The 22,258-nt window shown below is 66.6% G+C and carries 11 protein-coding genes, 1 tRNA gene and 1 pseudogene; 1 reads left to right on the forward strand and 12 read right to left on the reverse strand.

All coding sequences use genetic code 11. The annotated features are described in order from the left end of the window. Nucleotides 1–949: hypothetical protein (locus V7787_RS41435; RefSeq protein ID WP_336093382.1), on the forward strand; the 949-nt coding region annotated here is incomplete at its 5' end. An 87-nt stretch (nt 950–1,036) separates the two neighbouring features. On the opposite strand, the gene V7787_RS41440 is transcribed toward V7787_RS41435, so the two are convergent. The 12 genes and pseudogenes from V7787_RS41440 to nuoN form a co-directional block, all read right to left on the reverse strand. Continuing rightward, nucleotides 1,037–7,246, reverse strand: coding sequence for a beta strand repeat-containing protein (locus V7787_RS41440; RefSeq protein ID WP_336093383.1), 6,210 nt, complete (start codon nt 7,244–7,246; stop codon nt 1,037–1,039). Nucleotides 7,247–7,294: 48 nt separating this feature from the next. Next, entirely contained in the window at nt 7,295–9,454 is a 2,160-nt protein-coding gene (locus V7787_RS41445) for a globin domain-containing protein (RefSeq protein ID WP_336093385.1), read from the reverse strand. A gap of 214 nt (nt 9,455–9,668) precedes the next feature. After that, a complete protein-coding gene (gene pnp, locus V7787_RS41450; protein ID WP_336093387.1) occupies nt 9,669–11,777 on the reverse strand; it encodes a polyribonucleotide nucleotidyltransferase in 2,109 nt (702 codons plus the stop codon). Between the two features lie 259 nt (nt 11,778–12,036). After that, the gene (gene rpsO / locus V7787_RS41455; RefSeq protein ID WP_442965356.1) at nt 12,037–12,297 is read right to left on the reverse strand and encodes a 30S ribosomal protein S15; all 261 of its coding nucleotides are present in this window, start codon (nt 12,295–12,297) and stop codon (nt 12,037–12,039) included. A 292-nt stretch (nt 12,298–12,589) separates the two neighbouring features. Further along, nucleotides 12,590–13,522 carry a tRNA pseudouridine(55) synthase TruB gene (gene truB / locus V7787_RS41460; RefSeq protein ID WP_336093389.1) on the reverse strand — a complete coding sequence of 311 codons (933 nt, stop codon included), beginning with the start codon at nt 13,520–13,522 and terminating at the stop codon, nt 12,590–12,592. After that, entirely contained in the window at nt 13,506–13,940 is a 435-nt protein-coding gene (locus tag V7787_RS41465; protein WP_336093391.1) for a GlcG/HbpS family heme-binding protein, read from the reverse strand. Before V7787_RS41465 ends, truB begins: the two co-directional genes overlap by 17 nt. 372 nt (nt 13,941–14,312) lie before the next feature. After that, the gene (gene rbfA / locus V7787_RS41470; protein ID WP_336093393.1) at nt 14,313–14,708 is read right to left on the reverse strand and encodes a 30S ribosome-binding factor RbfA; all 396 of its coding nucleotides are present in this window, start codon (nt 14,706–14,708) and stop codon (nt 14,313–14,315) included. A gap of 177 nt (nt 14,709–14,885) precedes the next feature. After that, nucleotides 14,886–17,525, reverse strand: a complete 2,640-nt coding sequence (gene infB, locus V7787_RS41475; RefSeq protein WP_336093395.1) for a translation initiation factor IF-2 — start codon at nt 17,523–17,525, stop codon at nt 14,886–14,888. Between the two features lie 212 nt (nt 17,526–17,737). Then, nucleotides 17,738–19,225 (reverse strand): transcription termination factor NusA, encoded by a 1,488-nt coding sequence (gene nusA, locus V7787_RS41480; RefSeq protein WP_336093397.1) that lies wholly within the window; start codon nt 19,223–19,225, stop codon nt 17,738–17,740. 182 nt (nt 19,226–19,407) lie between these two features. After that, nucleotides 19,408–19,905: pseudogene (rimP, locus tag V7787_RS41485) on the reverse strand (ribosome maturation factor RimP); the annotation flags it as partial. A gap of 327 nt (nt 19,906–20,232) precedes the next feature. Continuing rightward, nucleotides 20,233–20,309 (reverse strand) — tRNA-Met (locus tag V7787_RS41490). Nucleotides 20,310–20,708: 399 nt separating this feature from the next. Continuing rightward, nucleotides 20,709–22,154: an NADH-quinone oxidoreductase subunit NuoN gene (gene nuoN, locus V7787_RS41495; RefSeq protein ID WP_336093401.1), complete on the reverse strand. Its 1,446-nt coding sequence runs from the start codon at nt 22,152–22,154 to the stop codon at nt 20,709–20,711. Nucleotides 22,155–22,258 lie beyond the last annotated feature (104 nt).

Genomic DNA, 22,258 nt, shown 5'->3' on the forward strand with positions numbered 1-22,258 from the left:
TCCGCTGCCGCCGGTGGACACGCCGCTACGGCTGATCCTGCCGGAGCTGCAACGCCGCGCCGCCAGCGAACCCGCCGCGGCCTGCCGCCTGGCCGCGGAGATGGAGTACTGCGACGGCCTGCGCCTGCGCCTGGCCGGCGCCGAAAACAGTCTGGACAACTTCGAGCGCCAACTCGAACGCATGCCGCAGGACACCGAGCAGCAACGCGAGCAGCGCAAGCGCATGGCCGAGAGCTACCAGAACATGACCGACCGCTTGCTGAGCCAGTCCGAGCACTGCGCGCAGGTGCCGCCGATCGCAGCCGAACAGCGCGCCGCCTATTGGCGCCGCGCGGCGCTGGCCGGCCTGCCGGCGGCGATGCGCCATTACGCCAGCGGCAACGCCTTCCGCTATCAGGAACTGCTCGACAACCTGCCCGGACTGGCGACCTACCGCGGCGAAGCCGAATCGGTCGCCCGCACCGCCGCCCAACGCGGCGACGCGCGCATGCTGGCCTCGCTGGCCTATGCCTATTCGCCGCAACGCGATGGCATGCGCCGCAACTTCCTCGGCCAGGCGGTGCGGCCCGACCCGGTCGAATCGTTGGCGCTGTTCCTGCAACTGCGCGACTCATTGCCGCCGGCGGACGCGAACGAAGACCCCAAGGCCGCCGCGCCGATCGGCCCCGGCCCGCGCGGCATGCGCGGGCCCGGCCGCGCCGGCTTCAATCCGCGCGAAATGATCGACGCCCAGATCCGCGCCCTGACCCGCGATCTGTCGCCGGAGCAATCCAGCCAGGCGCGCGAGCGCGCGAGCGAACGCGCGCAGAGTTGGGCGCGCCCGATCGCGCCCGCGCAGCAACCGCCGGCCGGCGGTTCCGGCGCTCCGCCGAACGGGCCGCCGATGTTTCTGATGCAGGGCGGCTTCGTGCCCGACACGCAGCGCCAGGACTGCGAAGAAACCCGTTGAACCGGCGGTAGCGGCGGCGAGTCCGAACGCCTGCCGCTTTCGTCCTTGTGCGCGAGGCGGCCACGCGGCCGCCGCGCGCCGTTGCCGTTACTGCACCTGGCAGCTGAAGCTCAACGTCACCGACTCGCCGGCCGTCAACGTCCCCAGGGCCACGCCACTGTTCAATTCGCCGACCGTGACCGCGCCGCTCGGGCAACCCGCGCCGCCGGTGCAGGTCACCGGATTGGCCACGGCGCAATCCAGGCCGCTGACCGGCGTATCGCGAACCACCGCGCCGGTCACCGCGCTGCTACCGTGATTGGTCACCCGCAAGTGGTACGTCGTGTCCACGCCGCGGGTGACGCTATCGCCGATCTGATCGTGCGGTCCGGCCGTCGGCGTATTGGTCTTGGCGATCGACAGATTGGTCGACTGCCGGGTGTTGGTGAAGGTGCACACGATCGCGCTGTCGGCCGCGCCGATGGTCAACCCGTCGGACGGATCGGTATCGGCCGCGCCGGTGCAGGCCAGGGTCTGGTCGTAACGGCCGGCATTGGCCGAGGCCAAGGTTTCCGCCAGCGTCACCGTCGTACCGATCGAGACCTCGGTCGGCGTCGCATCGGTATCCAGTTCGTCGGCGCTGTCGGCGTTGGATTCGAAGGTGTCGATGGTCGCTCCGCCGCTGGCTACCGTCAGCGACGCATCGTCGTTGGCCGCCGCGCCGCGCCATTGCTTGCGCAGGGTCAGACTCTTGGTCGCCGGGGTGTTGGTGTAGGTGCACGTCGTCGCCGTCGTGCTCGCCGCCACCGTCAGCGTTTGCGGCAGCGTCGCCGAGGCCAGCGGCGTGCCGCCGGTACAGGCGATCGCCGCGTTGTAGTTGGCCGCCGTCGCACCGCCGCCGAAGGTTTCCACCGGCAAGGTCAGCTCGTCGCCGGCATACACCGTCACCGCCAAGGCGTTGGTGGTGTCGGTCGGTGCGGTCGAACTGAAGGTCGCGTTGTCGCTGCCGCCGGTGGTCGTCGCGCTGGCGGTGTGGTTATTGGTCGCGCCCGCGCCCCAGGTCTTGGCCAGATTGAACTGCTGCGCGATGCGGCTGTTGGTGTAGGTACACGTCACCGCCGTCGCCGGCATCGTGATGGTCCGCGACAGGCCCGTGCCGGTCACCGGCACCGTGGCGTTGTTCGCGTCCAGACAGGCCAGCGTCGTGGTGTAGTTGTTGCCGGTGCTGCCGGCCTTGAACGCTTCGGTCAGGGTCACCGTCGCGCCCACGCTGGCCGTCGCCGTCGCGTCGCTCGAGGCGCCGCCCACGACCGAACTGCCCGCGACCGCGCCGCTGCCACCGGTGATCGACAGGTCCACGCCGTCATTGGTCTTGCCGTTGGTCCAGGCCTTCTTCAACGTCACCTCCACCGGCTTACGGGTGTTGGTGATCGTACAAATCACATCCGCATCGGGCATGGTCAAGCTGCCCGACGTGCCCGTGCCCGTCGTTGCCGGGGTCGTGTCGCAACTCCAAGCGGTGGTGTAATGGGTCAGATCCGTCGCCGCGCTGCCCACCGCTTCGGAGAACGTCGCGGTCGCTCCGACGTTCACCGTCGCGCTCGCCGTGGCGCCGTCGCCCGCCGCGGTACCGGGGGTGCCGTTCGCGGTCATGATGAACGTGCCCACGTCGCTGGTCGGCGACAAGGCCTTGTTGACCGTCAGTGTGCGCGACTTGGTGTTGGTGAAGGTACACGCGATGTTGTTGCCCGCCGCGGTCGCCGCCGCGTCCAACGTGACCGTGCGCGTCGCCAGGTCCGGCGTCGCGATGCCCGTGCCCAGGCCGGTACACGCGATACTGGTCAGCGCGAAGCCCGCCGGCGGCGCATCCTCGGTGATCGTCGTTTGCACGCCCGAGGCCGTCAACGTCTGCTGCGTACCGGCCTCGCCGGTGCCTGCGGCCGTCGTGGTGATGCTGTGCGCGCTGACGCCGTTGCTGCCGCTGAAACCGAAGGTACCGGTACCGCCGTTGGACACCTTGGTCACCGTCACCGAAGCGCTTTGGTCGTTGTTGGTGATCTGACAGGTCACATCGTTGCCCGCCGTCAGCGTGATCGAGCCGGCGGCGATCGTATCGTCGCTCAGGGTGAAGGTGCCGCTGCCGGCGTTGCTGCAACTCCAGGTGCCTTCCGTATAACCGGCGATGTCGTTCTCGCGCAGTGTGTAGGTGCCCGGGTTCACGTTGAGCGCGGTGGCGGTATACACCGCGTTCTGCGCGGTGCCGGTGTTGGCGCCGAAGGTCAGCGTCCCGGCCGAGGTGGCCAGACCGAAGCTCGCCGCCGTCCCCGTGCCGCCGTTGTCGTTGGTGACGTTTTTGCGGATCGTCAGCAACGCGCCCTGATCGTCGTTGGTGATCTGGCAAGTCACATCGTTGCCCGCCGCCAGCGTGATCGAACCGGCGGCGATCGTGTCGTTATTCAGGGTGAAAGTGCCGCTGCCAGCGTTGCTGCAACTCCAGGTGCCTTCCGCATAACCGGCGATGTCGTTCTCGCGCAGCGTGTAGGTGTCCGGGTTCACGTTGAGCGCGGTGGCGGTATACACCGCGTTCTGCGCGGTGCCGCTGTTGGCGCCGAAGGTCAGCGTGCCGGCCGAGGTGACCAGACCGAAGCTCGCCGCCGTCCCCGTGCCGCCGTTGTCGTTGGTGACGTTCTTGCGGATCGTCAGCGATGCACCCTGGTCGTCGTTGGTGATCTCGCAGGTCAGGTTGTTGCCGGCCGCGATCGTGACCGAGCCGGCCGCGATGGTGTTGTCGTTCAAGGTGAAAGTGCCGGTGCCGGCGTTGCTGCAAGTCCAGGTGCCTTCGGTGTAGGCGGCGATGTCGTTCTCTCGCAGCGTGTAAGTGCCTGGATTCACATTGAGCGCGGTGGAGGTATACACCGCGTTCTGCGCGGTGCCGGTGTTGGCGCCGAAGGTCAGCGTGCCGGCCGAGGTGACCAGACCGAAGCTTGCCGCCGTGCCCGTGCCGCCGTTGTCGTTGGTGACGTTTTTGCGGATCGTCAGCGACGTGCCCTGGTCGTCGTTGGTGATCTCGCAAGTCACGTTGTTGCCCGCCGCCAGTGTGATCGAACCGGCCGAAATCGTATCGTTGCTCAGGGTGAAAGTACCGCTACCGGCGTTGCTGCAAGTCCAGGTGCCTTCGGTGTAACCGACGATGTCGTTCTCTCGCAGCGTGTAGGTGCCGGGGCTCACGTTGAGCGCGGTGGAGGTATACACCGCGTTCTGTGTGGTGCCGGTGTTGGCGCCGAAGGTCAGCGTGCCGGCCGTGGTGGCAAGACCGAAGCTTGCCGCCGTGCCCGTGCCGCCGTTGTCGTTGGTGACGTTCTTGCGGATCGTCAGCGACGCACCCTGGTCGTCGTTGGTGATCTGGCAGGTCACATCATTGCCCGCTGCCAGCGTGATCGAGCCGGCGGCGATCGTATCGTCGCTCAGGGTGAAGGTGCCGCTGCCGGCGTTGCTGCAACTCCAGGTGCCTTCGGTATAACCGGCGATGTCGTTCTCGCGCAGTGTGTAGGCTCCGGGGTTCACGTTGAGCACGGTAGCGGTATACACCGCATTCTGCGCCGTGCCGGTGTTGGCGCCGAAGGTCAGCGTGCCGGCCGTAGTGGCAAGACCGAAGCTCGCCGCCGTGCCCGTGCCGCCGTTGTCGTTGGTGACGTTCTTGCGGATCGTCAGCGACGCGCCCTGGTCGTTATTGGTGATCTGGCAGGTCACGTTGTTGCCCGCCGTCAGCGTGATCGAGCCGGCGGCAATCGTGCTGTTGGTCAAAGTGAAAGTGCCGGTACCGGCGTTGCTGCAAGTCCAGGTACCTTCCGCATAACCGGCGATGTCGTTCTCGCGCAGCGTGTAGCTGCCCGGATTCACGTTGAGCGCAGTGGCCGTGTACACCGCATTCTGCGCAGTGCCGGTGTTGGCGCCGAAGGTCAACGTACCGGCCGTGGTGGCAAGGCCGAAGCTCGCCGCCGTGCCCGTGCCGCCGTTGTCGTTGGTGACGTTCTTGCGGATCGTCAGCGACGCACCCTGGTCGTTGTTGGTGATTTGGCAGGTCAGGTTGTTGCCGGCCGCGATCGTGACCGAGCCGGCCGCGATCGTGTTGTTGTTCAAGGTAAAAGTGCCGGTGCCGGCGTTGCTGCAAGTCCAGGTGCCTTCGGTGTAACCGACGATGTCGTTCTCGCGCAGCGTGTAAGTGCCCGGGTTCACGTTGAGCGCAGTGGCCGTGTACACCGCGTTCTGCGCGGTGCCGGTGTTGGCGCCGAAGGTCAGCGCGCCGGCCGTGGTGGCAATACCGAAACTCGCTGCCGTACCCGTTCCGCCGTTGTCGTTGGTGACGTTCTTGCGGATCGTCAGCGTCGGCAACGTCTCATTGGTGAAGGTACAAACCGCATTGACGTTGGCCGTACCGCCCGGCAACGTGACCGTACCCGAAGTCCCGGTTCCGCTCGCGAGCGTGGCCGAGTTCACCGTGTTCACACACGTCCACGACGTTGCATATCGCCCCAGGTTGGTGCCGCTGCCCGTGGCCACGGCTTCGCTGATCGTATAGGTCGTGCCGCTGATCCCGAGCAGCGGCCCGCCCACTTCCGTATGCACCTGGTTCTGGACGCCGCTTTCGTTGCCGCTGGTGATGCCGTGGTTGCCGTTGCCGTCGATAATGCCGCCGCCGGTGATGGAGACGTCGATCTGATCGGTGGCGGCCGCGCGTCCCAACGAGAAATTCTTGCGAACGCTCAGCGACGGCGGCGTGCCGCAGCCGGCCATGTCGCCGACCAATGTCGCGGGCGTGAACGCCATCGACGAACCGATAAGACTGCCGTTGGTCGGGTTGAGCCTATACAGCCTGGAGACGAACGATGCGTCGAGAGCGCTGATGTACAGGCTGCCGTCGTCGCCAAAAGCCGCCGAATTGGTGTTCACGCCCGTGGGCGGCGAGCCGATCTGGATAAGCGGAACCGTGGTCGTCGACGCCGGAGACGCAGCGCCGGTGCCGTTGTCCGGGAGCGTGCTCAGGCGAGTGACCGTACCGAGAGAAACAACGTAGAGATTGCCGTTGCCGTCGAATGCGATATCGCCGTTGTCGGCGCCGTTGGGCAGCACGAACCGAGCGACGGGACCGTTGCTGAAGCCGCCGCTGCCGTGGTCGTACCAGGACAAGTACGCGGCGTCGCCGGTTACCAGTTGGACGAAATAGTATCTGCCGTTGATCGGATTCACCGCGCCCATCGGAATCGACCCGGCGGGGATGGTACCGGCGTTTATCGTATTTTGGGTTGGAACAACAACGTTGGCTTGCCCATTGGTCGAAATATTCTTGACCAACACGTAAAACCTCAGAGGGGCTGTGCCGCTGGGGACCGTGTTGGTGGCGAAAGCGCGCTGATTGACCGCGTCGATACCCAATGCGTTGACGCTTAAATTGGAGGCGATGGGGGCAAAACTGCGGCCTATGCTGGTCAACGCGCCGGTTGAGCGGTTGACTGTGTAAATGGGGGCGCTGGCTAGCGCGCTATTGGTGGGAATCGCGTAAATGTTGGCGCAACTCAACGCCTGCGCCATCGCCGAGGGAGCAAGCAACGAAACGCAAAGCGCGAGCATGGCGCGGGATGCCGCTGTATTGGCGCGGGGAACGATGGATCGCAATGCGCTGGCGGCCAGCGCGATGCGCCCGGACCGATCCGATTGCCTCGCCAGGCCCGTGCCGCGCGAATCGCCGCGCGCGACAAGGCCGGCCGACGCCGCTTGCCCGGTAGACCGCGACACCGGCGCGATGCGTCCGCGGGGGCGGCCTGGCAAGGCATCGCAAGCCATCGACAGCGCAGCCATGAAACGGGCGAGCGCGGACTGCCGAGCCGCAACCGCGGACCGGCGCTTCACCAGGCCCGTCGCGTCTGGGGCGCCAGCCAGCGGCCCTTCGCGTTCCGATCCTATGGCGGCAAACAGGCGATCGATAATCATGGGTTGAACTCTCCGGCAGCCTGCGATCGCTCGCACGCATTGGGCTCGGCAGGGTGGATCCGGGGCTGCACCGCGGACGAAGGCAATCGGCTGACGCTCATTGGGTCGTTCCCCTGAACAGCTGTTTTTGGCGATATCGGTTACTAATCGCGCTGAATGGGCAAAACAGGACACGCCCCGCCCACGCCGCTCATGACCTCGAGGCGCACTTCCGCCGCCCTCGGTCCGCCATCCGCCAGCTTCGCACCCAAAAGCCGCACATCGGAGCCGGCCGCCCCCCGGGCTTGCGGCCAGGCGCCGGCCTGCGGCTGGAGCGAGCGAATACAGCAACCCAGGCGAATGCCGGCGGTTTCGCGGCGAATTCATGGATTCCCACCGTCATAACGCAATATTCACATCCGCCGGCCCCTTGTTCATGCCGGTCATGGCCTGCGCCAAAAAACGGTAAACCCGTGTCCACGCCTGCTCGACCTCCGGCGTAAACGCCGGCCCCAGGCCCTGCCCCAGGGTCCACAGCAAGGCGCTGCCGACGGTGTCGAAGTGCCGCGGCTGCACGCCGTAGCCCGCGTGGCGCAAGCCCAACTCCTCGACCGTGGCCATCAACCGGTCCATCCGTCCCAGGCCTTGCACCACGATCGCGAGCATGCCGATCAGCTTGCGGCGCTGGGTGGCGGCGTCGGTACGGAACAGCCGGCGCAGTTCCGGGTCGAGTTCGAACAGGCGCTGGTAGAACAGCTGCGCCGCGGTATCGGCGATGGGTTCGACCTTGGCCCAACTGGCCTGGATCAGCGCGACTTCGGCCTCCATCAGCGATGCCGGAGCCGCCGCGACGACCGGCATGCTCGCCGTCGCCATCGGTTGCGCCGGCAGCGGCGCATCCGCGCTCTGCTCGCCTGCGCCCGGTTCTTGGCCGATCTGCTCCTGGGCGACTTGCGCGCACCCGTGTATGCCGCTGGCCGCCAACAGCTCGATCACCGCCTCCATCGCATCGGTCACCGCCACGGTCGCGGCGACCAGATTGAGGTCGACGTAGAAGTAGCCGCGATAACCGGTCCGGCCCTCGGCCAGCGTTTCCACCACCGCGACCTGCGGTTCGGGATGCGCGAGGATGCGGCCGTCGCGGGCCGCGGCGAGCATGCCCTGCACGATCAACCGCCGGGCCAGCGCGATCGGCACCTGCGCCGACAAGTCCAGGGTCAACTCCAACCGGCTCGGCGTGGTCGGCTCGGCATAGTTGACGATCATCGCCCGGGTCAGATTGCTGTTGGGCACCGAGACGATGTTGTTGGCGCGGGTCAGCAGGCGGGTGGAGCGCCAGTTGATGTCGATGACCTGGCCTTCGTACTCGCGCCCCTGGTACTCGGTGATGCTGACCCACTGCAACAGCTTGAACGGCCGCTCCAGGTTGAGAAAAATGCCGGCGAACGCGTCGAGGATCAGGCCCTGCAGGGCCAGGCCGAGCACCAGCGACAACACGCCCGAGGCGGCCCATACCGCCTCGACCGAATAGCCCCAGACGTAATGCAGGGCGAGGGTGAAACACAGCGCCGCGGTCACCAGCGGCACCAGGGTGCGGGTGATGCCGGGCACCGGGTAACCGGAGGTCTGGGCGATGCGCCGCCAGGCGAAGGTCGAAAGCAGCACCTGCAGCCACAGCGCCGGCGCCATCCACCACAGCAGGTTGGACAGATCCAGCATCGCCTCCATGCTCCGGCCGGAGACGTGCGCGGCAGCGGCCTGCAAGGCCATGCGATTGAGCTCGTAAGCCAGCACCGTCGCCGCGCTCAGACTCAGCAGCATGCGTCGCGTGTGCGCGCGTGGCCGGCGCAAGCCGAACCATGCCAAGCCGAGCGCGGCCAGACTGAGGGCGGCGATCCAAGGGTTGCCGCGTCCGAGCACGGCGGCGAGCGCGTCCTTCGGCGAAACCGCGCTGGCCGGCAGCGTGTACCGCGCCACCAATACCTGTTGGCCGAATCCGCGGCCGACGCGAAACGAATCGGCGAAGACGGCGGACGTCTCGCCGGTCACGAACGAACGCATCGGCAAGATCGAGCCGTCGGCCAGTTCCGTCTGCAGCGCCGATGCGGCGTCGGCGTCGGCCGACAGCGTCGCGGCGACACCCCGCAGCGCCACCAGCACATCGAGTTCGCGCTGCCCGCGCAGCAGATTGGCGTTGGCCTGACGGCCGACATAGAAATCGCCGGAAACCCGATACAGCCGATGAACCACGCCGTCGCGGTCTTTGCGCGCGACCGCCGGAACCACTTTGACGTGGGCAGCGGCGTTGAGCAGGACGATGTTGTCGGGCTGCACCTGCGCATCGCGCGCCGACACCCACAGCAGGAACGCCGCCGCGAAGGTGGGCTGGTGATCGTCCTTCTGGGTCAGCGAACGCATTTGCACGCCGACCGACACTTGCGGCGCGGACTCTGCCGAATGAGGCGCCGGCGCCGCGTGGACACGCGGCGAAAGCAGCGATGCCGCGAGCAGGAACGCGAAAATCGAATAGACGCGCACGGCGCCGGGAATGCGAGTCATGAATCCGCCATCGAACCCAGTGCGTCGACGGCATGACCCTGCGCGCACGGCCCGAGCCGATCTCGGGCGCGTCACTATGTTTGCGCGCTGCATCCGCGATCAATCGGACGCGTCCGAAATCGATGCCGCGGCCGCGCGACCGCGCCGACCGGCGGACAAAGAAAAAGCGGGCCGAAGCCCGCTTTTTCGTATTCAGCGATGAACCGCGCGGGGCTTACGCCGCCGGCACGCCCTCGCCTTCTTCCACGGCCTTGATCGACAGGCGGATACGGCCCTGCTTGTCGACTTCCAGCACCTTGACCTTGACCACGTCGCCTTCCTTGAGCTTGTCGCTGACCTTCTCGACGCGCTCGCTGGAGATCTGCGAGACGTGGACCAGACCGTCCTTGCCCGGCAGGATCGTCACGAACGCACCGAAGTCCATGATCTTGGCGACCTTGCCTTCGTAGATGCGGCCCGGCTCGACGTCGGAGACGATCTGGTCGATGCGCGCCTTGGCGGCCTGCGCGGCGGCGGCGTTGACCGAGGCGATGACGATGGTGCCGTCGTCCTGGATGTCGATCTGGGTGCCGGTTTCCTTGGTGATCGCCTGGATGGTCGAACCGCCCTTGCCGATCACTTCGCGGATCTTGTCCGGGTGGATCTTCATGGTCAGCAGACGCGGCGCGTACTCGGACAGCTCGGTGCGCGAGCTGGTGATGGCGTGAGCCATCTCGCCGAGGATGTGCAGGCGACCGGCCTTGGCCTGAGCCAGGGCCACCTTCATGATCTCTTCGGTGATGCCCTGGATCTTGATGTCCATCTGCAGCGCGGTGATGCCCGCCGAGGTGCCGGCCACCTTGAAGTCCATGTCGCCGAGGTGATCTTCATCGCCCAGGATGTCGGACAGGACGACGAAGTTGTCGCCTTCCTTGACCAGACCCATCGCGATGCCGGCGACCGGCGCCTTGATCGGCACGCCGGCATCCATCAGCGCCAGCGAGCTGCCGCAGACCGAAGCCATCGAGGACGAGCCGTTGGACTCGGTGATTTCCGAGACCACGCGGATGGTGTACGGGAATTCTTCCATCGTCGGCATCACCGCCAGCACGCCGCGCTTGGCCAGACGGCCGTGGCCGATCTCGCGACGCTTGGGCGCGCCGAAGCGGCCGCACTCGCCCACCGAGTAGGGGGGGAAGTTGTAATGGAACAGGAAGTGTTCTTTGTACTCGCCCGAGACGGCGTCGATGATCTGACCGTCGCGCGCGGTGCCCAGGGTGGCGACCACGATGGCCTGGGTCTCGCCGCGGGTGAACAGCGAGGAGCCGTGGGTACGCGGCAGCACGCTGACCTTCGAAGCGATCGGGCGCACGGTGTCGAGCGCACGGCCGTCGATGCGGACCTTGGTGCTGAGCACCGAGTTGCGCATGGTCTGGTATTCGAGTTCGCCGAATTCCTTCGACAGCTCGGCGGTGGCCCAGCCGTCGGCTTCGGCGCGGCCGACCAGCGACTGCATCACGTCTTTCTTGATCGCGCCGATGGCGTCGCGGCGCTGCAGCTTGTCGCGCACCTGGAACGCCTGCTCCAGCTGGGTGCCGACGGCCTGCTTGAGCGCGCCGATCAGCGCGTCGTTCTTGGCCGGAGCTTCCCACGAGGACGCCTTGGTGCCGGCTTCGACGACCAGCTCGTTGATGATGTTGATGACCTTCTGCATTTCGCGATGGCCGAACATCACCGCGCCGAGCATGACGTCCTCGGACAGCATCTTGGCTTCGGATTCGACCATCAGCACCGCGTTGGAGGTACCGGCGACGACCAGTTCCAACTCGGAGTCGGCCAGTTCGGTCGCGGTCGGGTTGAGCAGGTACTGGCCGTTCTTGTAACCGACCTTGGCCGCGCCGATCGGGCCCTGGAACGGGGTGCCGGCCAGCGCCATGGCGGCCGAAGCGCCGATCAGCGCCGGGATGTCGCCGTCGATTTCCGGATTCATCGACATCACGGTGGCGATGATCTGGACTTCGTTCTTGTAGTCTTCCGGGAACAGCGGACGTATCGGGCGGTCGATCAGACGCGAGATCAGGGTTTCCTTCTCGGTCGCGCGGCCCTCACGCTTGAAGAAGCCGCCCGGGATGCGGCCACCGGCGTAGAACTTCTCTTGATAATCCACGGTCAGGGGGAAGAAATCCTGACCCTCGCGCGCGCTCTTGGCGGCAACGGCGGTCACCAGCAATACGGTGTCTTCGAACTTGACGATCACGGCGCCGCCGGCTTGACGGGCGATTTCGCCGGTCTCCAGGGTCACCTGATGGTTGCCGTACTGGAAGGTCTTGGTAATTTTTGCCACGGTGGGTTCCTTCGGGATCTGATGCGTTCCGGTCGGGGCCCTTGCCCCGCTCCGGTCGGCCGCCGGCGCAGCGACCTGTGGTGGATGTGTCTCGCGCGCGGTCCGGCGCTGCGTCGCACGTGGCCTCGTGGGGCCGATCCAGTTCGACGGTCGCGGTTGCGTACCGGCGCTGGTGGCGCTGCTTCCTGCATCGCCTGCGGACTTTCGTGTCCGCCAAAACAAACCGCGGCGCATCGCTGCGCCGCGGTTGGGTGTCCGATTAGCGGCGCAGACCGAGCTTTTCGATCAGGGCCTTGTAGCGCTCGCCGTCTTTGCGCTTGAGGTAGTCGAGCAGGCTGCGACGGCGGTTGACCATCATCAGCAGGCCGCGGCGGCTGTGGTGATCCTGCTTGTGCTGCTTGAAGTGGCCGGTCAGCTGTTCGATGCGCGCGGTGAGCAGGGCAACCTGGACTTCCGGCGAACCGGTGTCGCTGGCGCCGCGCTTGTTGTCTTCAATGATCTTGCTGGTGTCGATCGACATGAGTATGTTCTCGGTAGATGCGGGGCCCGCAGAAGCGAATCGGTCGCGGATTACCGCGCCGACGCACCGCCTGGCCCGCCGCTTGCTTTAGGTAAGGACGCCTTGCAAACAGCCGCCGAACCGCAGGTTTGGGCGAAGTGCTTGAAAAGCGGGCGGAATTGTAACAGCCCGCGAAGACGATTGCGACCTTGGATCGGTACCGATCGATACCCGGTTCACAGCCCCGCCGGCACGTGAATTCGGCCGCGCGGCGCATTCAGACAGGCGCCGCGGCCACGCGGCGACGGCACTTTCAACCGCCCTGCGCGGCCCAGCGGAACAGGCGCTGCGGCTGCAGCCGGCCTTCGGCCTGACGCAGCCCCAGGCCCAGGCAGCGGCCGGCTTCGCCGTAGATCGCCACCAGTCCGGGCTCGCCGACGTCGCAGCCCACCGCCTGGCCGTGGCCCAGGCGCTGGGCGGAGGCCGCGTCCAGGCTGACCCGGTCGAAACCGGTCAGGCCGGCTTCGATCGGCAGAAGGTGTTGGTCCAGGGCGCGCTCGCCGCCCTGCTCGGCCAGCTCGCGCAGTTGCTCCAGGGTCACCATCGGCGGCTGCATGAACGGCTCGACCCACAGCCGCCGCAACACCGCCACGTGGGCGCCGCAGCCCAGGCTCTCGCCGAGGTCGCGGACCAGACTGCGCACGTAGGTGCCCGAGCCGCATTCGACTTGCAGTTCCAGGCGCGCGCCGTCGCGGCCGCTGAGGTCCAGCGAATGGACGACGACGTCGCGTTCGGGCGCTTCGATGGTCTCGCCGCGGCGGGCCTTGGCGTACAGCGGTTCGCCGCCCTGCTTGAGCGCGGAATAGATCGGCGCGCGCTGGCGGATCGCGCCGCGCAACGGCGCCAGCGCGGACTCGATGGTCGCGTCGTTGAGTTCGGGCACGGGGCGTTCGAGCAGCGGCGCGCCGTCGGCGTCGTCGCTGTCGGTGGTCAGCCCGAGCACGGCGGTGGTGGCGTAGGCCTTGCGCGCGCCGAGCAGCAGCCCGGCGATCTTGGTCGCCTCGCCGAAGCACAGCGGCAGCAAACCGGTCGCGAGCGGATCCAGGCTGCCGGTGTGGCCGCCTTTTTCGGCACGGAACAGATGGCGCGCCTGCTGCAGCGCCTGATTCGAGCTCAGGCCCTGCGGTTTGTCGAGCAGCAAGATGCCGTCGACGTTGCGCCAATTGCGTTTACGCGTCGTATTCAAGCAAGCCGTCCACCCCAGCCTGGGCGATTTGCGCATCCTGAGTCGATTGCATCCCGGACACGCCGATCGCACCGATCACCTCGCCGCCCCGCATCAGCGGCAGCCCACCGTCCAACGGCAACAGATTGTCCATGCCGAGCAAGCGCATGCCTAAACCGCCGGCAGCGACCGCGTCTTCGAACACCTTGGTCGGACGGCGGAACTTGACCGCTGTCTCGGCCTTGGCCTGCGCCACGGGAATGCTGCCATATTGCGCCTGATCGAGCTTGTGAAGCATCACCAGGTGGCCGCTGCTGTCGACGATGGCGATGACCATCGGCCACGCCTGGGCTTCGGCCGCAGCCTGCGCGGCGCGCATGACCCGGCCGGCGTCGGCGAAGGAAATCGGAGAACCGTAACGCGGAGGTAGCGCGGACATGGGCGGGCTCCTGGGAAGGGGTGCTGCGGAGGGGGATGGGCTGGGTGAGCCGACCGTGCGAACGCTAGGTCTACAGGCGGCGGCTGAGACGTGTCGATGCCGAAGCGGCGCCGCGGCCGGGATCGAATCGGGGCCTGGATCGGCACGTCGAATCTGGAACGCGCTGCGTGCGAGTCCGGCCAGTCGGTCAACCGGCGGAAATCGCCGAACCTCAATAAGAGTCGAACCCCGATGCGGACCCGCCTTTGCCGGCCCAGGCCGCACCCGGGCCGGGGCGCAAACGAAGCGTCGAAGCCAAGCGCGAAAACCAAGCCGGTCCGGCATCCCGCGCCCAGCCGGATCGGCCGGTCTAACGAGCGCCGGCGCCGCCGGTCACTCCGGCTTGTCGCCGCCCTCGCCTTCGTCCGCGTCTTTTTGCAGATCCGGGTGATCGCGCAGCAGGTTGTCGATGCTCTCGCCGCGGTCGACCGAGTCGTCGTAATGGAAGTGCAGCTCCGGCACATGCCGCAGCTTCATCGCCTTGCCGAGCTGATAGCGCAGGTTCGGCGCCAGTTCCTTGAGGTCCTTGACCGCTTCGAGCGAACGCTCGGGCTGCAGCGCGGTGACGAAGACCTTGGCATGGGCCAGGTCGCGCGAGATTTCCACGTCGGACACGCTGACCGACGGCAGGCCGTGTTCGCGCACGGCTTCGTGCACGATCGTGCCCAGCTCGCGACGCAGCTGAGCGGACACGCGATCGGTGCGATGGAAGGATTTCTTGCTTGGCATGTGATCCAAAAAACGCGAATAGAAAACAGGAATGAAAAACCGCCGCCAGAAAGGACTTGGGAGCCGGAGCCGCCGTCCAGGCGGATACCGACTCCCTTGCCTGTCCGCTCCCCGGTCCGGGAAGTCGGAGCGCCTGGATGGATCCGGAGCCGGAAACGCCCGGCTCCGGTCCCGGCCTTACAGCGTGCGCTGAACCTCGATGCGCTCGAAGCACTCGATCTGGTCGCCCGGCTTGACGTCGTTGTACGCCTTCACGCCAATGCCGCACTCGGTGCCGTTGCGCACTTCGTCGACGTTTTCCTTGAAGCGGCGCAGCGATTCCAGCTCGCCTTCGAACACCACGGCGTTGTCGCGCAACACGCGGATCGGCTTGGAGCGCTTGACCACGCCCTCGACCACCATACAGCCGGCGACCGCACCGAACTTGGAGCTGCGGAACACGTCGCGGACTTCGGCGATGCCGATGATCTCTTCGCGGATTTCCACGCCGAGGATGCCCGAAGCCACCTGCTTCACCTGATCGATCACGTCATAGATGATCGAGAAGTAACGCAGGTCCACGCCGTTGCCTTCGATGATGCGGCGGGCCGAGGCGTCGGCGCGGACGTTGAAGCCGATCACCGTGGCCTTGGCGGTGGCCGCGGCGTTGGCGTCGGATTCGGTGATGCCGCCCACGCCGGAGCTGATCACGTTGATCCGGATCTGATCGTTGGACAGCGCGACCAGGGCCTGACGCAGCGCCTCGACCGAACCCTGCACGTCGGCCTTGATGACCAGGTTGAGGCTCAGCTGGCCCTCGCCCTTGCCCATCTGGGCCATGATGTCTTCCATGCGGTTGCCGGCGGCGGCGACCAGGCGCGATTCGCGGCGCTTGGCGTCGCGCTGCTGCGCCACGTCCTTGGCCAGACGTTCGTCCTCGACCACCACGAAATCGTCGCCCGCATCGGGCACGCCCGACAGACCGAGCACCTGCACCGGAATCGACGGGCCGGCGGAGTCGACCTGACGGCCGGTCTCGTCGAACAGCGCACGCACGCGGCCGTACTGCACGCCGCACACCAGGTAGTCGCCCTTCTTGAGCTGGCCCTGCTGCACCAGCACCGTCGCGACCGGGCCGCGGCCCTTGTCGAGCGAGGATTCGATCACCGTGCCGATGGCGCGACCGACCGGAACCGCGCGCAGTTCCAGCACTTCGGCCTGCAGCGAGATCGCGTCGAGCAGATCGTCGACGCCGTCGCCGGTCTTGGCCGACAGCTCCACCATCTGGGTGTCGCCGCCGAAATCTTCCGCGACCACTTCTTCGGCCAGCAGTTCGTTCTTGACCCGCAGCGGATCGGCGCCGGACTTGTCGATCTTGTTGATCGCCACGATCAGCGGCACGCCGGCCGCCTTGGCGTGTTGCACCGCCTCGCGGGTCTGCGGCATGACGCCGTCGTCGGCCGCCACCACCAGCACCACGATGTCGGTCAGCTTGGCGCCGCGCGCGCGCATCGAGGTGAAGGCCGAGTGGCCGGGCGTGTCGAGGAAGCTGATCACGCCGCGAGCGGTTTCGACGTGGTACGCGCCGATGTGCTGGGTGATGCCGCCGGCTTCGCCGGAAGCGACCTTGGTGCGGCGGATGTAATCCAGCAGCGAGGTCTTGCCGTGATCGACGTGGCCCATGATGGTGACCACCGGCGGACGCGGGGTCTTGTCGCCCTGCACTTCCTCGGCGTGCGCCAGCAGCGCGTCTTCGGCGGCGTTGGCGTTGGTGCGGACCACGGTGTGGCCGAGTTCTTCGGTCACCAGCGCGGCGGTGTCGTAGTCGATGCTCTGGTTGATGGTCGCCATGACGCCCATCTTGAACAGCGCCTTGACCACGTCGCCGCCCTTGAGCGCGAGCCGGGAGGCCAGATCGGCGACGGTGACGGTGTCGCCGATGGCGACCTCGCGCACGATCGGAGCGGTCGGACGCGAGAAGCCGTGCTGGCCGCCGCCGGAACGCACCTGCTCGTTGGAGCGGCGCTGCTGCGGACGGTTGTTGCCCTTGCCGCGCGAATTGTTGCTGCGGCGGGCGCGGTCGGACGCGGACAGATGCAACTGGCCGGCGAAGCGGTTGGCCGCATCGTCGTCCTCCACGCCGGCGACCATCGCGTGCGAGCCGCGGGTCTTGTGCTTCGGCGCGGTGTTCTGGTCCTGGCGCGCAGGCGCAGGCGCGGCCGGCTTGGGATGGCCGTGGCCGTGCGTGGTCGGCGGCTTGCGCACCGGGGCGGCGCCGCCGGCGTCGTCTTCGCTGGGCGCGCTGGCGCTGGCGTCGGCGAGCTTTTCTTTCTGCTCTTCCTCGGCCTTGGCGCGCGCGGCTTCCTCGGCGGCCAGACGCGAGGCGTTGAGGGCGTCGGCGCGGCGCTTGTCGTCGGCGGCCAGACGCTCCTGCTCGGCGAGGTTGCGCTGCTTGGACTCTTCGAGCTTGCGCAGGATTTCCGCGCGCTCGTCGTCCGGCGAAACCGAGCCTGCCGATTCGTTCGGACGAACCAGGGTCACCTTCTTGCGCACGACCACGTCCACGGTGGTCTTGTGCTTGCCGCCGCCGACAGTGATTTCCTGCTTGCGGCTGCGGTTGAGGGTGATCTTCTTCGCCGCCTCGTCGGTTTCGGCCGGTTGATCGGCCTTGCCGTGCGAACGCTTGAGGAAGCCGAGCAGCTTGACTTTTTCGATACTGGTCACGACCTGGTCGGGGCCGCTGAACTTCATGCCGGCCTCGGCCAGCTGTTCCAGCAACTTCTCGACCGGCGTGTTCACCAGTTCGGCCAGCTTGCGGATGGTGGTTTGCTGCGACATTCGGTTTTCCGTGTCCTCTTGGCGCGGGACGCATCCCGCGCGTGATGGCGCCATTCTAGCTCCGCGCGCGCCCCTGCACCGGCTCGCGCAAGCCATCTCGGCCTGCCCGCGGATCGGGCCGATGCCCGATCCTGCGAATCCGGGGCCGGCCTGGGGCCGATTCCCGGTTTGCCGCAAGACGCCTCGCCGGGCCTCTTGCGACGCGTGTCACCTCATTCGAACCAGTGCTTGCGCGCTTCCATGATCAGGGCGGCGGCACGTTCCTCGTCCACGCCTTCGATATCGGTCAACTCGTCGGTGGCCAGATCGGCCAGGTCGTCCCGGGTGACCACGCCGCGCGCCGCCAGGGTGAAGGCCAGGCCTTCGTCCATGCCTTCCAGCGACAGCAGATCGGCGGCCGGCTGGTGCTCGTCGAGCTCTTCCTCGGCGGCCAGCGCCTCGTTGAGCAGGGCGTCGCGGGCGCGGGCGCGCAGTTCCTCGACGATGTCCTCGTCGAAGCCCTCCACCGCCAGCAGCTCGCCGACCGGCACGTAGGCGATTTCCTCGACCGTGCTGAAGCCTTCCGAGACCAGGATGCCGGCGATTTCCTCGTCGACTTCCAGCTTGTCCTGGAACAGCTGGCGGGCGGTGGTCTGCTCGGCCTCGGACTTGGCGGTGACCTGATCCTGGGTCATCACGTTGAGCTGCCAGCCCGACAGGCGGCTGGCCAGACGCACGTTCTGGCCGCCCTTGCCGATCGCCTGAGCCAGACGGTCTTCGGCCACGGCCAGATCCATCGAGTGCTTTTCTTCATCGACGATGATCGACTGCACTTCCGCCGGCGCCATCGCGTTGATGACGAACTGGGCCGGGTTGTCCGACCACAGCACGATGTCGACGCGCTCGCCGTTGAGTTCGTTCGACACCGCCTGCACGCGCGAACCGCGCATGCCGATGCAGGCGCCGATCGGATCGGTGCGGTTGTCGTGCGCGAGCACGGCGATCTTGGCGCGGTCGCCCGGATCGCGCGCGCAGGCCTTGATCGAAACCAGGCCCTGGCCGACTTCCGGCACTTCCAGCTTGAACAGCTCCATCATGAACTCCGGCGCGGCGCGGCTGATGAACAGCTGCGGGCCGCGCGGCTCGGTGCGCACGTCGAACAGGTAACCGCGCACGCGGTCGCCGGCGCGCAGCACGTCGCGCGGAATGCCCTTGTCCTTGGGAATGATCGCCTCGGCATTGCCGCCCAGGTCGACGTAGATGTTGCCGCGCTCCACCCGCTTGACGATGCCGGTGACCAGTTCGCCGACGCGATCCTTCCACTGATCCACCACCTGCGCGCGCTCGGCTTCGCGCACGCGCTGCACGATCACCTGCTTGGCGGCCTGGGCGGCGATACGGCCGAAATCCGGGTTTTCGATCTGTTCTTCGATGTAGTCGCCGACTTCCACGCCCTCGACTTCGTCGACCGCGTCCATCAGGCGGATCTGCCGGTCCGGCGATTCCATGACCACGTCGTCGGCCACGACTTCCATGCGGCGGAAGGTTTCGTAGTTGCCGTCTTTCTGGTCGATCGACACGCGCACCAGCACGTCTTCGTCGTGGTAGCGCTTCTTCGCGGCGGACGCCAGCGCGGCCTCGATGGCCTCGAAGATGACCTCGCGCGGCACGCCCTTTTCGTTGGCTACCGCATCCACCACCAGCAACAGTTCCTTGCTCATCTCGTCACTCCGCACGGGTCGGCTCGCGCCGCCGGCTATTCGGGTTGGTAATTGGCGTCAGATTCAAATTACTTTTTCTTCGAAGCGCCCGGCTTCGAAGGCTTTTTCTTGGGTTTGGCCTTGCCGCTGGCCGGCTCGGCCTGACCGGGCTTGGTCGGCGCGAAACCCAGCGCGGCCCAGTCCGGCACGATCCGGCCCTTGTCGATATTGGCGAACGGCACCGCAAAGCGGCCTTCGTTGGGCGCGCCTTCGACCAGGAACACCACCTGCCCGGCTTCCACACCGAGGATCTCGCCCTGCAAACGGCGGCGGCCTTCGTGCGGCAGCTTCAGCGCGACCTTGGCGGTCTCGCCGGCGAAGCGGATGTAGTGCTCCAGGGTGAACAACGGGCGGTCGATGCCCGGCGAAGAGACTTCCAGCGTGTAGTTGCTGGCGATCGGATCTTCGACGTCGAGCTGGGCCGACACTTCGCGGCTCACCGCTTCGCAATCTTCGATGCTGACCGAGCGCGGCTGCTCGCCTTCCGGGGTCGCGTCGACCTCGGCGGCCGGCACGTCGATGTAGATGCGCAAGGTCGCGTTGCCGGCGGCCGGCAGATATTCGATGCCGAGCAATTCCACGCCCAGCGACTCTACCGTCGGGGCGAGCAATGCGGCGATTTGGGTTGCTTTGTCCGTCACGCGCCTGAACTCCTGAGGGTTGCGACTGGCATCGCCGATCTTCGGCGCGCCATGTTTCGACGTGTTTTCCGTTGCGCGGTCGAGGCTGCTGGAACCGTGGCCGCCGAAACCTTAGGCCGCCGCGCCGCGCCAAAACCGCCTGTTGCTGAAACCGTTCAGCCCCGCCGCGGCCCGCTTTCGCGAATCGCAAAAACAACAAGGGGCCCGTTGGGCCCCTTGTCCGTACAACTGGATTTCGGCGTGTCCGCGCGAGCAGAGCGCGATCACAAAGCCCGAGCCTTGACCAAAAAAGAAAGCCTCGTAAGAGGCCTCTCCTTCAGCCGAAGCTGGTAGCGGGGGCAGGATTTGAACCTGCGACCTTCGGGTTATGAGCCCGACGAGCTGCCAGACTGCTCCACCCCGCATCAGGCCGACCATGATAGCGGCCGGCGATACTTACTGCAAGCCTGTAATCAAATCTTCTTGATTACCGCTTACCGCTGCGAAAATTCTCGGTGTCCGCCGGGGAGTTCCCGTGGGAAACGTTGGCCGTTCGCAGGTGCGCAATCTTAGAGCGTGTTCAAAATATTTCAAGTCTTTTTCATGAACGCATGCGATTGGATTCGATCTGGTTCGCGAACGGCCGCTGTCGCAGGTTCAAATCCTGCCCCCGCTACCAGCTTCGGCGCACATCGCGTATCGACCGCTGTCCGCACGCGGTCGCGCCGGAGATGCCGCCTTGCAAGCGCCGCGGTCCATGCCGCCGCAAAAGAAATGGGCCGGCATAAGCCGGCCCATCGGTACTTCGCTTCGGCGAGGCAGGCTCAGGCCATGAAGGCGCGCTTGCACCACTCCATGATCGGGCTCCACACCAGGCCCAGCGCCAGCAGCGACAGCGCGTTGACCGCGAACACCAGCCGCAGCGGGCGGTCGTCGCTGATCGGCGGCATCTTGCCCTCGGGTTCGTCGAAGTACATCGCCTTGATCACGCGCAGGTAGTAGAACGCGCCGATCACCGCGAACACGATGCCGACGATCGCCAGCCACAGCATGTCGCCCTCGAGCGCGGCGCGCAGCACCGCCAGCTTGGCCCAGAAGCCCAGGAACGGCGGCAGACCGGCCAGCGATGCCATCACGCACAGGACCATGCCGGCCAGCCACGGGCTGCGTGCGTTCAGGCCCTTGTAGTCGTCGATCTTGTCGGCGTCGAAACCGCGCCCGGAGACCACGATGATCGCGGCGAAGGCCGCTGCGGTCATCAGCGAATAGCTGATGACGTAGAACATCGAGGCGGCGAAACCCTGCGCGCCGCCGCCGGCCATGCCCAGGAACAGGAAGCCGACGTGGGACACGGTGGAATACGCGAGCAGGCGCTTGAGGTTGGTCTGCACCAGCGCGCTGAGGTTGCCGATCGCCAGCGACATCACCGCAAGGCCGGCGAGCAGCAGCCGCCAATGGTTGTCCAGGCCGTTGGCGCCGACTTCCAGCAGACGGTAGGTCATGCCGAACGCGGCCAGCTTGGGCGCGGCACCGATGAACAAGGTGATCGGGGTCGGCGCGCCCTGATAGACGTCGGGCAGCCACATGTGGAACGGCGCCGCACCGAACTTGAAGGCGATGCCGGCGACCACGAACACCACGCCGGTGATCAGCATCAGCGACTTCGGACCGACCTGGGCGGCGGTGGCGATCTGATCGAGCATCAGGCTGCCGGTGGCGCCGTAGATCAGCGACAGGCCGTACAACAGCAGGCCCGAGGCCAGCGCGCCCAGCACGAAGTATTTGATCGCCGCTTCCGAGGCCAGCGGGCTGTCGCGGTCCACCGCGACCAGCGCGTAGGAACACAGGGCCAGCATTTCCAGGCCGACGTAGACCATGGTCAGGCTGCCGGCGGAGACCAGGAACATCATGCCGGCGATGGCGAACAGCATCAGCACGCCGACTTCGCCCTTGTACAGATTGCGCGCGCGCAAGTACGGCCAGGTGTAGATCAGCGACAGGATGCCGACCACGCCGATACCGAGCTTGAGCACGTCGGCGGCGGTGTCGCGCACGAACATGCCGCTGAGCACGACCCCGTGCCCGCCCACGTCGAAGGCGATCAGCGCCGTCGCCACCGCGACCACCACGATCGAGAACACGTGGGAGACGATGCGGTTGCGCTCCTCCACGAACAGATCGAGCATCAGCAGCGCGAACGCGCCGACGACGACCACCAGTTCGGGCAGCAGAGGCATGATGTCGGCGATGGATCTAACGGGCATGTTCATTGGTGAATCTCTTGGCGGCTTTTCGAGCCTTGCTCTAGGAGCGAGCGCAGAGCAGTGAGAAGTGAGCGGCATCGGCTCGTGCTTTTCTCACTTCTCACTTCTCG

The sequence above is a fragment of the Pseudomonas sp. CGJS7 genome (genome assembly GCF_036961695.1).